We start from the raw sequence: 12,608 nt of genomic DNA on the forward strand, positions 1-12,608 counted from the left end.
TAGCCTTTTTATATTAATACAGCAGCCTTCATTATGTACTCGACTGCTCGTCTGCGGCCTCTTCAACGTCAGCATCAGGCCACTCGTCTTCGTCGGGCTCCTCTTGGGTCTGCTGAACAAAGCTTCGAATAGCATGCAAGGAATCGTCTGCAATAGCTTGCATTGTCAAAGGCTCAAGATCATCAACGGCAAGTATGCGCATGGCCTCTTCATCACCCAGCTCAGCAGCACGAGCTAACTCAAGCAATTGACCTAAAAAACCACTTCCATCAGAGATGGCATCCACTACAACGTGTGGCAAATTGAAGTCTTGCAACACTTCTCGGCTAGGCTTATTGAACAACACCTCAACCAATGACAATCCACCAGTAAGAAAGGCTAAATCAGTAGAAGCGAGGCCGCCACCGGCACCCAGACGACCTGCAGCATTCTCCATAAAGAAAGCCCTTACGCAAACGTGCTGCAACAAAGGTAGGGAATCTAAATGAACACCAGCAGTATTGTTTGCATATAGCAATAACTGAGTCCACCGAGTGATACGCTTGATTCCAGAGAGGACAACCGCATCACGCACGTTTTCAACTTTGCGATGCTTTCTTTTTCCCTCAATTTCAGCAATCTTAATGAGGTGCTTGGCCACAGTTGGATTTTCAGAAAGCTCAGAATCCAATTGGGACAATTCAGGGTTGGAGAGCAGCAGCGTTAGCAACTTCAACAACTTGAGATGCTTTTCATCTCTATTCAAGGATGTTTCTGGGGCCGCCTGAGTGAAAAAGTAACCCTCAAATAAATCAAAACCAAGCTCTTTAGCCAGGTGGAACGCATCTACCGTGTTGACATCGGTAGCCACGGTCCGAATTTCTAACTCATGGCATTTATCAATAATTTCCTTTAATTGCTCTGGATTACCATGGGCCGGATCCAGCTTCACAAATCTGAAAAGCGGCAAAATCTCTTTGTAACCCTCAAACAGATGGTCAAAATGGGTAAGTACCAGTTGATATTTGACCCTATTGAGGCTTTCGCACTCCTTCAAAACATCTGGATCAGCCAAAAGCTGATGGGGAACCTCTAGAGCAAATTTAAGAGCTGGCACTGACCTCAGCTTCTTATCCAGCAAAATTTCTTTATTGACCTTGATAAAACCAATTTGACGACCAAGAGAATTTGCCACCCCTTTTTCACGCAGGGCACGCATGATCTCACTAAGCTTTACAAATGGCTCAGGAGGCTGCTCTAGCAAATCATCTGTCGTAGTCTCATCTTCAGTAGGAGTATCGCCCTGCTGCTCTTGGCCCCCTTCGGCAATCACTTCAGATTCACTCTGATCAGAATCAGCGGTGGCAGCAGCATCATCGAATGGCAAATAAGAGTTCGGATCCAAATCTTTTTCTGCAATTTCTTCGGGGGTTGCGCCTGCGAAAATCATTTCCGCGCGCCTCAGGGCGATTGCATTTGCGCGCTCTGCATCCGCCTCAGTGCCCATCCTGAAAAACAATTCAAAACCCATCAAGACGCTATTTTTATCAACAATTGGCTCGCGACCAAAATAAGCATTTTCTGGCTCAATTGGATCGGGCAATACAAGCTCTTCTGGCTCTTCTGGCTTACGTTTAAATTTAGAAAAGAATCCCATATTTACCTAAATTCATTCAAATTGATAGAGTTAAAAATCTAGTCTCTTTACATTAAAAATACAATCGGTATTGCACCTAATGCCTTCAAGGCATCTCTGCGCAAATTAAGGGGGAGTTTTTTTGACGTGCTGTTTAATTTGCTCCTTGGCCAAATTTAAGCTCGCAATCAGAGCTTCAATTTCCTCAAGCTTTTTAATTGCATCCGCTAGTTTGTCGCGGGTCACCATAAGGGCATCGGTATTGCTTCTGCTTTCAGTCTGGGTTTCGCGCAAAATTGTATGCATTGATTTTTGACTGCTGTTTAACGCGTCAAACGAATCATTAAGCTTAATGGCGAAGGCTGCTATTGCAACGAAAGCTATCGTGACAATAATAAAAATGATGGGGATTAGGGTTTCGGTCATCTTAGCGAGATTTTACATCTTTATGCGCCCCAATCAAGGGCGAATGTATTAGCTATCCAGCGAAAAATATTTCTATCAATTGGCTAAAGCTTTACTAAAAATAGCCGTAAACAAGGGGATGAGGCATTCTTTTACGAAAAATATCCATTAAAAACTATATATGCTCAATTTATCTAGGGCCTTAGAGCCAATTCTATCTGCTGCGGTGAGAAAAACCGACCAAAGTATTTATGACGTACAGCGAAGTTTAGCCACCGGGAAAAATGCCAATATCAATGCTGCAGATAGAAGCGTTTCCAATTCAATTGCCCTTGAAATTAGCCTTTGGGCGGTAAGACAGCAGAGCATTAATCAAACCCAAAATATTATTGACGTTGCGAGAACCGGATTAGATAGTGCTACTAGTCTAGTTTATCAACTGCAAACCCTGGCTAGCAGTGCCTCAAGTGGCACATTTTCAGATACTGACTTGTCGAATATGAATGCGACATTTCTAGTGCTAGCAAAGCAAATTATTTCAACAGCTTCAAATGCCACCGTAAACGGTACAAACCTATTGGTAGGAACTACTGGCGCTGTTTTCTACGTTGGCATTAGCACTGCGACTCGATCATCAAGCTCAATGACAATTGCCGGGATCAATCTGGATTCAATTGGAGCGATTTGTACCGCCCTCAGCATTACATCCTCAGGAGCTGCAACATCTGCGATATATATTTTGTCAACCCAGCTTACCAATATTAGCGCAGGACAAGCTTCATTGAGTGCTAACTATATGGCCATGTCAATTAATTCAACTGCTGCTTCCAGCATTAGTTCGGGCTTAGAAGGCTACATTGCAGCTCTTGAGAATATTGACCCTACCGCCCTACAAATGAAGTTGCAAGAGCTCAATCAACAGCAAAGTATTAACTATTACCTAGTCTCACAAATGAATCTGCACTCTGAAAGAATGCTGGCGATTTTCAAATAAACAAACTATGACCATTTATTTAAGGGAATAATTTCACTATCAATCAAAATGCCTAGCTGAAATCCATCCACAGCGCTAATATTCGGATTAATATAGGTTGTGACTACATGGCGAATGATATTAATAGTCATGTTTCTCAACTCGCTTGGCATAACAACCTTGATTTGCGCATTAAACAAAGCAAGCACTTTTTCCGCATCAATTAACCCCAGCTCTTGATACTGGCTTTTATTGGAATTCATCATCATCAATAAGCTCGACTTGACATCCACGCCTTCTGAAAAGTTACGATTAAAGGATCGACAAAGGGCTCGCGCAACATCCTTATCAGCGGTTCGAATCATAGGAGAAAATTCTAGAGTGAGGGTAGATTTTTATCATAGCATATGGCTTATGAGCCAAAATATCTAAAGCGACCCATCCAAGCCTCCCTAATATAATGAACGTTATAAATACCAATAAATTTTGAAATATTCCAGATTATGAAAACTTCAATAGCACTTCTCGTCATTACTCTTTTATCTCACTCAATCTTGGGCTTTGCAAAAGAGGTAGACCCCACTATGGCGTGTATTTCTAACTTAGCAGAGAATCCTGATTTTCAAATAATTAGTACTAAGGTTGCTCTAGGCGGGGCAAGCAATCAAACTATTGAAATGCTTACTAATAAATCAAAGCCTAAGAAAAATGAAAAGGCTGCAATTTCTCAATGGAACTCATCAGTAACGGAATGTATTAATTTAGGAAAAGAATACAGAAAAGAGCATGACTCCGAGTTCCTACAGTCAGCTCAAGCCGAAACATTTCAAAACTTTGAAAAGTTAGTCGAAAAACTGTATTTGAGAAAGATTAGCTATGGCGCATTTGCTACTGCAAGGGCTGCAGAGCTGGAAAAATACAATGCCAAAGTTGCTCAAAATCAGCGCAATATTGAAAACAAGAAAAACTTAGATACAACAGTCAAAATCAAGTCAATGTAATATCAGGAAACCTATGAAAGAAGTCTATTTAGTCCTAGCTGAATGGTGCAACACCGAAAATATTTGGATTGCCTCATCCAATGACATCCCAGGCTTCGTTGCAGAGGCTGATAGCATTGAATCGCTCTCAACAAAACTGCAGTCCCTCGTTCCAGAGTTACTACTTTTAAACAAGCAGGCTACGGAAGAGCAGATCACCATTGAAATTGTTGCTCGTAAATTTGTAAAAACCCATTCTCTGGAGAATTAGCATGGTCACCGTCTACTCTCAATCTATGGGCGCATCACTTACGCCAAAAATTATTGATCTAATAAAGGCGGCTGGTTGTGAATACATACAACCAGGCCATCGTGGTAATCATGATATTTGGTTCTCGCCAGTAAGCAACTTACACTTTCCAGTGGATAGCAAAATTCGCTCAATCAAGTCTGCAAATATTTTGTTAGCTTTGTCAGGTCTACCTCGTCTTACGGAGGAAGGCGAGGGGGAAAATACTGAAGATTAAAATTTAGTGGCGCCAAGATTTAAGCGCTTTTTTATTTTCAAAAAATATTATTAACTAGTTTTCTTGCTTTTCTAAGCTACCTTCAGCCTGCGGAGTCAAAATAGTCGGATAAGAAACTGCCCAAGTACCTGGGTAATCACGGCTGTAATGCAATCCCCTGCTTTCTCTGCGCATAAGTGCCGATCTCACAATCAGCTCTGCGCATTCCAGCAAGTTACGAAGTTCAATTAGGTCACGTGTAACTTTAAAGTTGGCGTAATACTCCTGAACTTCGTAACGTAATAGTTTGATGCGATGCAGCGCGCGTTCTAAGCGTCGATTGGTTCTCACAATGCCGACGTAATTCCACATTAGTGAACGTAGCTCATCCCAGTTATGAGCAATCACTACCTGCTCATCTGCATCTTCAACTTGGCTCTCATCCCACAAAGGTAAATTAGGCATAACTGGAGTTTTGAGTGATGAGATATCTAGAGCAGCTGCTTTACCAATAACAATGCATTCCAATAATGAATTACTTGCCAAACGATTTGCACCATGAAGACCTGTATAGGTAGCCTCACCCACTGCATACAGCCCTGGTAAATCCGTTTTTCCCTTTAGGTCGGTTACTACACCACCACAGGTGTAGTGAGCTGCCGGTACTACGGGAATAGGTTCTTTAGTGATATCTAGACCTAAGCTCATACAACGTGCATAGATCATTGGAAAATGCTCTTTAATAAATGGTTCGCCCAAGTGGGTTGCATCAAGATGCACATAATCTAAACCATGTTTTTTCATTTCAAAGTCAATTGCTCTGGCAACAATATCGCGCGGTGCTAACTCATCGCGCTCATCATGATCTGACATAAAGCGAGTGCCATCTGGCAGCTTGAGTAAACCACCCTCACCACGCATCGCCTCAGTAATCAAAAATGTTCTATCGCTAGGGTGATACAAGCACGTCGGATGAAACTGAATAAATTCCATATTGCCGACGCGACAACCGGCGCGCCAGGCCATAGCAATACCATCACCTGTAGCAGTATCTGGATTGCTGGTGTATTTATAGACCTTTCCAACACCACCAGTAGCCAATACCACTGACTTTGCTTCAATCTTTTCTACGCGATTATTTTTGATGTCGAGGGCATACACACCATAGCAACGATTTGGCTTGCTTCGTTGAGTCTTTGCATCTAAGTGACGGTTGGTAATGAGGTCTAAAGCAATCCAATGCTCTAGCAATTGAATATTTTTATGCGTACGTGCTTTATCCAGCAATACTTCATGAATAGCTTTACCCGTTGCATCGGCTACGTGCGCAATGCGACGTTGACTATGACCGCCCTCGCGCGTGAGATGTAAACCCATCGGGCCAGTTTCATCAGCAGTAAATGGAACTCCCTGCTCCACTAGCCAACGAATAGCATCGGCACTCTCTTCAGCGATATATCGAGCGGTAGATTCCACTACGAGGCCAGCGCCTGCATCTAAGGTGTCGTTGACATGGGCATCGATGCTATCGTGCTCTTTATCAACTACACCAACAATGCCACCCTGCGCCCAAGCAGTCGCGGCCTCACCAAGACCGCGCTTAGCCATCACAATCACTGGCTGTGTCTCTGCCATATGCAGGGCTACAGTTAATCCTGCTAAGCCTGCCCCAATAATGAGGACGGGTAATTCTGCTTTTGTATCAGCGGGAGGGGTTTGAGGTTTTGAACTGGCCATAGAGGGTTTATTCTAAAGGGCAATCGAAAAAAAGGTACTTTTAGCTTGTCCCAACAACAAAGCCCCTGTTAATAGGGGCTTTGTTGATTTAGCCAAGGCACTTAAGATGCGGTTACAACTGAGTCATTAGTGCCGTATCCCATCACTGCCGCAGCCTGACCGCCTTTTGCTAACTTAACTGCGCAGTACTTAAACTCCGGAATCTTGCCAAAAGGATCTAAGGCCGAGTTGGTGATTAAGTTGGCTGCAGCTTCATAGTAAGCAAACGGAATAAAGATCACACCTCGAGGAGTGCCATCATCCCTGCGAACATGAATGCTTACTTCGCCACGGCGAGATTGAACCGTAATGACATCTCCAGCAGAAACACCTAATTGGGTCATATCTTCGCCATGCATGGAGACAGTAGCCATCGGCTCAATCGCATCTAGAACAGTTGCGCGGCGAGTCATACTGCCGGTATGCCAATGCTCTAGCTGACGACCTGTAATCAGCACAAATGGATACTCTGCATCTGGACGCTCATTGGCAGGAATGATATCGGCAGGCACCAGCTTTACCTTACCGTCAATTGTAGGAAAGTGATCATCAAATACGATTGGACGGCCAGGATCTTCCATGGAGAGGCATGGGTAAGTCACGCTAGATTCTCTTTCGAGGCGCTCCCAAGTAATACCCTTAATTGCAGCATGCATTGCTTGACGCATTTCATCATAAACCTCTGCAACACCATCATCCGGACCCTGATAGTTCCAGTTCAGACCCATACGCTTAGCAATCTGCTGAATGATCCACAAATCAGCCTTAGCATCCCCAGGAGGATCGATAGCCTTCTTGCCCATTTGGACCATGCGATCAGTATTGCTTGCAGTACCAACCTTTTCGGGCCATGCGCTTGCAGGCAATACGACGTCAGCCAACAAGGCAGTTTCCGTCATAAAGATATCCTGCACTACCAAGAGATCCAAAGAAGCTAAAGCATGACGCGCATGATTCAAATCAGGATCGCTCATTGCTGGATTTTCACCCTCAACATACATGCCACGAATTTTATCGGGATCGCTATCAGGTGCGGTGATCTTGTGCATGATTTCAACTACGGTATAACCAGGTTTTTTATCTAACTTAGTACCCCAGAAGTTTTCAAACCATGCATGCGCGGCATCATGATCAACTCGCTGGTAATTAGGGAACATCATCGGTATCAATCCCGCATCGCTAGCGCCCTGAACATTATTTTGCCCCCGCAGTGGATGTAAACCAGATCCTGGTTTACCAATTTGACCAGTAATGCTAACCAAAGCGATTAGACAGCGAGCATTATCAGTACCGTGAATGTGCTGACTGACGCCCATGCCCCATAAAATCATTGCAGACTTAGTGGTGGCAAATTCTCTTGCAACTTCACGCAATGTCTCTGCCGGAATGCCGCAGATTGGTGCCATAGCTTCTGGGCTATAGCCCTTGATATTTTCTTTTAGCGCTTCAAAATTATTAGAGCGATTCTGAATAAAGTCTTTATCTACCAGCCCCTCCTCAATGATCGTATAGATCATGGCATTGAGCATGGCTACATCAGTATCTGGCTTAAACTGCATAGTGCGCCAAGCGTGTTTACTAATGTCGGTTTTGCGTGGGTCACATAAAACAATCTTGGCGCCGCGTTTAGCGGCATTCTTAAACCAAGTTGCCGCCACAGGATGATTTGCGGTTGGGTTAGATCCAATTAAGAAAATCAAACTAGAGTGCTCAACATCATTTACTTGATTACTTACAGCGCCTGAGCCAACACCTTCTAAAAGCGCAGCAACTGATGATGCGTGACAAAGACGCGTGCAATGATCTACGTTATTGCTACCAAAACCAGTACGAACCAGTTTTTGAAATAAATAAGCTTCTTCGTTACTACCTTTTGCAGAGCCAAAGCCAGCCAATACTTTATTGCCGTATTGATCTTTCAGCTTTTTCAGACCACCGCCAGCAGCTTCCAAAGCCTCTTCCCATGAAGCTTCACGGAAGATACTAGACCAATCTTGCTTACCTTCGAGCAAGGCCTCATCTTTTGCAACGCCCGCCCTACGAATGAGTGGTTTAGTTAAGCGCTGTGGATTATGGATGTAGTCCATACCAAAGCGGCCCTTAACGCAAAGACGGTTGTGATTGGCTGGACCATCACGACCATCGACACTAACAATCTTTTCATCTTTAACGTTATAGGTAATTTGGCAACCTACGCCACAGAAGGGGCATATTGAATCCACCTTGCGGTCAACCATTTGTGAACCAATTAAGCCCTTAGGCATCAATGCCCCAGTTGGACAAGCTTGAACACACTCGCCACAAGCAACGCAAGTGCTATCACCCATCGGATCATTTAGATCAAATACGATCTCACTATGCGCGCCACGCATTGCGTACCCAATCACGTCATTAACCTGCTCTTCACGACAAGCACGTACACAGCGATTACATTGGATACACGCATCTAAGTTCACAGCCATCGCTGGATGAGAAACATCATTGCTCACTTTTTCACGACGTAGTGCTTTGAGCTCTGGTCGCACAGTGACATCCAATCGCGCTGCCCAAGTGCTCAGTTCACCATGTTGATTTTTTTGCTCTTCCTCTTTGCTATCTCCTACCCACTTGAATCCTTCGTCGGGCATATCAGACAACAGCATTTCTAGCACTAGCTTTTGACTCTTGAGTGCGCGTTCGCTATTCGCTTTGACTTCCATACCCGGAGTTGCGCTGCGGCAGCAACTCGGCGCCAAGGTGCGCTCGCCGTTGATCTCAACAACACAAGCACGGCAGTTACCATCGGGACGATATCCATCTTTAAAGCACAGGTGTGGAATATCAATACCATGGCGCTTGGCTGCCTTGAGAATCGTCTCGCCTTCGTAAGAAACGATGGTTTGGCCGTCTAGTTTGAACTCGACTGTTTGTAGCTCGAGTTCTTTAGGATTTACTGGTGCGTTCATATTTGTCTCGTTTTTCCCTTAATTTTTGACTTGCTAATCAAGCAACTTCTTCTGGGAAATATTTAGCAATACAGCGAATTGGATTTGGTGCTGCTTGGCCTAGACCGCAAATAGAAGCATCTACCATCACGGTTGCTAAGTCTTCAAGCGTACCTTGATCCCAAGATTTTGACTGCATTAACTTCGCAGCCTTACTGGTACCCACGCGACACGGTGTACATTGTCCGCAGCTCTCATGCTCAAAAAAGTGCATTACATTCAGCGCCATATCGCGCGCCCTATCTTGATCACCAAACACCATTACTGCAGCTGAACCAATGAAACAACCGTAAGGCTGCAAAGTATCAAAGTCGAGTGGAATGTCATTCATGGTTGCTGGCAAGATACCACCGGATGCGCCACCAGGGAGATAGCCATAAAACTTGTGGCCATCTTGCATGCCACCGCAATACTCATCAATCAACTCTTGAATAGTAATACCGGCTGGGGCTAATTTCACACCGGGCTTTTTCACTCGACCGCTCACGCTATAGCTACGCAATCCTTTGCGGTCATGGCGACCAAAAGAGCTAAACCACTCAGGGCCACGCTGAACAATATCGCGCACCCAGTAGAGAGTTTCAAAGTTGTGCTCAAGGGTTGGGCGACCAAACAATCCAACCTGGGCAATATACGGAGGGCGCATACGGGGTTCACCACGTTTACCTTCGATACTTTCAATCATGGCAGACTCTTCGCCACAAATGTAAGCACCAGCACCACGACGCAACTCTATCATGGGCAATTTAAATGGCGGATTAGCCTTGAGCTTGACCAATTCCGCTTCAAGCAATTCACGACAGCCATGATATTCATCGCGAAGATAAATATAGCAAGCATCGATACCAACTACATTGGCTGCGATTAATAGACCCTCAAGAAAGCGATGTGGATCACGCTCTAGGTAAGTACGGTCTTTAAATGTACCTGGTTCACCTTCGTCAATGTTCACTGCCATCAACTTTGGAGCAACTTGATCTTTTACAATACGCCACTTGCGCCCTGCCGGGAAACCTGCGCCACCAAGACCACGAAGGCCAGAGTTTTCCATGGCCTTGATGATACCTTCGGCATCTTTTTTACCTTCAATAATTTCTTTGGCTAAGGCATAACCACCTTGTGCACGATAAGACTCGTAGCCAACATAGTCGGGCGAGACTGCTTGGTTTTCACCTTGAGGAGATACTCCCTTTTCAGCTAAGGCTGCAGGATCAAAATTAGCGCTATCTTTAGCCATGGGGTGCATTGTCAAATTATTTTTGACAGCAGCGGCCACTTTATCGGGAGTTGCAAACAATACTGGGTACTGATGCACAACTGCTACTGGCGCCTGCTCACAACGGCCTACACATGGAGCAGCCTCCACCTTAATCTTGGGATTACCCAACATTGCCGGCAGCTTTGCCAACAGATTTTGCGCGCCAGCTAGCTCACAAGCGATGCCATCACAGACGCGCAAAGTAATATCAGCAACAGGATCGTTACCACGCACCACTTCAAAGTGGTGATAGAAAGTAGCCACTTCATAAACCTCAGCCATCGGCAAATTCATTTCTTTTGCCAGGGCAACTAAATGACGGTCATGCAAAGCACGATATTCATCATTTAGCTTATGTAAATTTTCAATAAGTAAATCCCGACGTTTAGCTGCAGCGCCAATCAACTGACGTACCTCAGCCAGGGACACATCATCCGCTTGACGGCCCTTGAGTTTGCTTTTGCGACGAATGGTTTCCCTTAAATCATCTGCAGTAGCTACAGCAACTGCCTGGATTTCGCCAGAGGGTTTTGGGTGATTCATAGTAATAGTCTCTAATTTCTTGTCGCAATAATGATGCTGTTTTATATACCTAAGGCCTTGATTGAGAATGCCTGAAATAGCGAAAAAAGACTTCTATCGCCTTAAATAGGAATTCCTAAAATCACGCTCGATTTTGGGTTATTTCTATACTCAAGTCCTTGACGGCGCTCAAGTGAATTTATTAAGGGTAAACCCTAGATTAAATGACTGATGGGGAAGGCCTGTCGCCCGGTGGGAGTGAATAATCAAGCTTACGCTCATAGACACGGGCCTTAAAGCACTCGTTATAGCCCTTACTGCCGATTTGCCAGCCAATAGAAGTGCAATCATCTTGAGCAGCAGACTCGATTGAGCCACACCCCGTTAAGGCAATAGTTGCAACTGAAACCAGTATAAGAAAGAGGCGCAATTTAATTGAATTCATAACGCAAGTCTACTTTATTCTGAACGGAAGTTCGAGAGCGACTACCAATCGGGTAGATGCAAAGAAATGAAGGTTATTAAAACCTCAGGATCACATGCCTTTTAATCCGCCCTCAATGCAATGCTATTAGGGCACCCATAAAAGAAAAACCGCCCGAAGGCGGTTTCTCGTACAAAGCAGTTAAAGCGAATTAAGCAGCTTTACGGCTCTTAGCAGCTGGCTTTGATACTGCGTATTGACCTTGAATGTTGGCCAATGCAGCATCAACACTCTTCTCAAAACTTGCGAAAGCATCAGTTGCTGAAGCACGCACTTGGTCAAACTGTTGGAGTGAAGTTTCGAATGCAGTTTTAAATGCAGATACGAATGCCTCAGAACCAGCTGGAGCAGTCTTAGTGGCTTCTTTAACAAACTTAACCATGTCAGCACGTGCGTCATCAATAGAAGCATCAACTAATTGAGCAACTTCTTTGTTGCCATTACGGACAACTTGATTTACCTTAGCCTGGTAAGCAGCAGCGTACTTAGCAGCTTCTTGTGCAGCTTCTGGCTGAGCTAACTTTGACAACTGCTGAGCATCTTTAATTGCTAACAATTGTGCACTTGCATCTTGAGCAGCAACTAATGCATCTTTTGCAGCAGCTTGGTTGATTTCTGCTAATTCTTTTGCGCTTTCAACAGCTACTTGAGCTAAGTGCTTTGCGTTTTCAACAGCTTTGGCTTGAGCTTGTGTTAACTGGTCGTTTAATTGATTCTGGAACATGATTTTTCCTTAACTTTTTAAGTTGATAAAATTTATTGCGATGCACCATTGTAAAAAGTTTTTTATTGCACTGCAAGATTTATTTGCGGCAACGCAACAAAAAGTTCAAAAACCCTGTTTTTTGATTAAAAATAACTGGTTGAGGGGTGAAATAAATGGATAGTCATACTAAATTTAGGGTAATAATCAGGCCAAAACAATGAAAAAACCACCCGAAGGTGGTTTCAAACTACTGGCGGAAGAGGCGGGATTCGAACCCGCGGTAGGCTATTAACCTACGCACGCTTTCCAGGCGTGTGACTTAAACCGCTCATCCACCCTTCCGTACAGCCTTTGATTATACGTTTGCCAGAAGGGTTTACCTGTAAAAGCGCATTTAGC

12 protein-coding genes and 1 tRNA gene are annotated in these 12,608 nt (G+C 44.3%); 4 read left to right on the forward strand and 9 right to left on the reverse strand.

The features are described 5' to 3' along the window. Window positions 1–31: 31 nt before the first annotated feature. Window positions 32–1,636: an EAL and HDOD domain-containing protein gene (locus ICN43_RS08960; protein WP_216198958.1), complete on the reverse strand. Its 1,605-nt coding sequence runs from the start codon at window positions 1,634–1,636 to the stop codon at window positions 32–34. 105 nt (window positions 1,637–1,741) lie between these two features. After that, complete coding sequence (locus tag ICN43_RS08965; protein ID WP_216198961.1) at window positions 1,742–2,041, reverse strand: hypothetical protein; 300 nt, start codon at window positions 2,039–2,041, stop codon at window positions 1,742–1,744. Window positions 2,042–2,201: 160 nt separating this feature from the next. Between ICN43_RS08965 and ICN43_RS08970 the strand changes: the two genes are divergently transcribed. Then, a complete protein-coding gene (locus ICN43_RS08970; protein WP_216198963.1) occupies window positions 2,202–3,014 on the forward strand; it encodes a flagellin in 813 nt (270 codons plus the stop codon). A gap of 5 nt (window positions 3,015–3,019) precedes the next feature. On the opposite strand, the gene ICN43_RS08975 is transcribed toward ICN43_RS08970, so the two are convergent. Next, a complete protein-coding gene (locus ICN43_RS08975) occupies window positions 3,020–3,358 on the reverse strand; it encodes a hypothetical protein (RefSeq protein WP_216198965.1) in 339 nt (112 codons plus the stop codon). A gap of 189 nt (window positions 3,359–3,547) precedes the next feature. Here ICN43_RS08975 and ICN43_RS08980 point away from each other — a divergent pair, with 189 nt between their 5' ends. Genes ICN43_RS08980 through ICN43_RS08990 form a run of 3 tightly spaced genes read left to right on the forward strand, consistent with a single transcriptional unit; the run spans window position 3,548 to window position 4,500 of the window. Beyond that, the gene (locus ICN43_RS08980) at window positions 3,548–3,994 is read left to right on the forward strand and encodes a hypothetical protein (protein ID WP_216198968.1); all 447 of its coding nucleotides are present in this window, start codon (window positions 3,548–3,550) and stop codon (window positions 3,992–3,994) included. Between the two features lie 13 nt (window positions 3,995–4,007). Next, window positions 4,008–4,244 carry a DUF1902 domain-containing protein gene (locus tag ICN43_RS08985; protein ID WP_216198970.1) on the forward strand — a complete coding sequence of 79 codons (237 nt, stop codon included), beginning with the start codon at window positions 4,008–4,010 and terminating at the stop codon, window positions 4,242–4,244. A 1-nt stretch (window position 4,245) separates the two neighbouring features. Next, a complete protein-coding gene (locus ICN43_RS08990) occupies window positions 4,246–4,500 on the forward strand; it encodes a hypothetical protein (RefSeq protein WP_216198974.1) in 255 nt (84 codons plus the stop codon). Between the two features lie 54 nt (window positions 4,501–4,554). Here the strand turns inward: ICN43_RS08990 and nadB are convergent, their stop codons facing one another. From nadB to ICN43_RS09020, 6 genes are all read right to left on the reverse strand, one after another. Beyond that, window positions 4,555–6,216, reverse strand: a complete 1,662-nt coding sequence (gene nadB / locus ICN43_RS08995) for an L-aspartate oxidase (protein ID WP_216198977.1) — start codon at window positions 6,214–6,216, stop codon at window positions 4,555–4,557. Between the two features lie 101 nt (window positions 6,217–6,317). After that, window positions 6,318–9,200: a formate dehydrogenase subunit alpha gene (gene fdhF, locus ICN43_RS09000; RefSeq protein WP_216198980.1), complete on the reverse strand. Its 2,883-nt coding sequence runs from the start codon at window positions 9,198–9,200 to the stop codon at window positions 6,318–6,320. Between the two features lie 37 nt (window positions 9,201–9,237). Continuing rightward, complete coding sequence (locus tag ICN43_RS09005) at window positions 9,238–11,040, reverse strand: NAD(P)H-dependent oxidoreductase subunit E (RefSeq protein WP_216198983.1); 1,803 nt, start codon at window positions 11,038–11,040, stop codon at window positions 9,238–9,240. Window positions 11,041–11,239: 199 nt separating this feature from the next. Next, window positions 11,240–11,464: a hypothetical protein gene (locus ICN43_RS09010; protein ID WP_216198986.1), complete on the reverse strand. Its 225-nt coding sequence runs from the start codon at window positions 11,462–11,464 to the stop codon at window positions 11,240–11,242. Between the two features lie 190 nt (window positions 11,465–11,654). Further along, entirely contained in the window at window positions 11,655–12,227 is a 573-nt protein-coding gene (locus ICN43_RS09015) for a phasin family protein (RefSeq protein ID WP_216198989.1), read from the reverse strand. A 233-nt stretch (window positions 12,228–12,460) separates the two neighbouring features. After that, window positions 12,461–12,551 (reverse strand) — tRNA-Ser (locus tag ICN43_RS09020). Between the last annotated feature and the right edge of the window lie 57 nt (window positions 12,552–12,608).

The organism is Polynucleobacter sp. UK-Mo-2m-Kol15 (genome assembly GCF_018881505.1).
Lineage (GTDB): Bacteria > Pseudomonadota > Gammaproteobacteria > Burkholderiales > Burkholderiaceae > Polynucleobacter.

Bases quoted from the DNA above. Each gene is read 5' to 3' on its own strand.
- ICN43_RS08960 (WP_216198958.1), bottom strand. From the start codon at position 1,636: ATGGGATTCTTTTCTAAATTTAAACGTAAGCCAGAAGAGCCAGAAGAG.
- ICN43_RS08965 (WP_216198961.1), bottom strand. From the start codon at position 2,041: ATGACCGAAACCCTAATCCCCATCATTTTTATTATTGTCACGATAGCT.
- ICN43_RS08970 (WP_216198963.1), top strand. From the start codon at position 2,202: ATGCTCAATTTATCTAGGGCCTTAGAGCCAATTCTATCTGCTGCGGTG.
- ICN43_RS08975 (WP_216198965.1), bottom strand. From the start codon at position 3,358: ATGATTCGAACCGCTGATAAGGATGTTGCGCGAGCCCTTTGTCGATCC.
- ICN43_RS08985 (WP_216198970.1), top strand. From the start codon at position 4,008: ATGAAAGAAGTCTATTTAGTCCTAGCTGAATGGTGCAACACCGAAAAT.
- ICN43_RS08990 (WP_216198974.1), top strand. From the start codon at position 4,246: ATGGTCACCGTCTACTCTCAATCTATGGGCGCATCACTTACGCCAAAA.
- nadB (WP_216198977.1), bottom strand. From the start codon at position 6,216: ATGGCCAGTTCAAAACCTCAAACCCCTCCCGCTGATACAAAAGCAGAA.
- fdhF (WP_216198980.1), bottom strand. From the start codon at position 9,200: ATGAACGCACCAGTAAATCCTAAAGAACTCGAGCTACAAACAGTCGAG.
- ICN43_RS09005 (WP_216198983.1), bottom strand. From the start codon at position 11,040: ATGAATCACCCAAAACCCTCTGGCGAAATCCAGGCAGTTGCTGTAGCT.
- ICN43_RS09010 (WP_216198986.1), bottom strand. From the start codon at position 11,464: ATGAATTCAATTAAATTGCGCCTCTTTCTTATACTGGTTTCAGTTGCA.
- ICN43_RS09015 (WP_216198989.1), bottom strand. From the start codon at position 12,227: ATGTTCCAGAATCAATTAAACGACCAGTTAACACAAGCTCAAGCCAAA.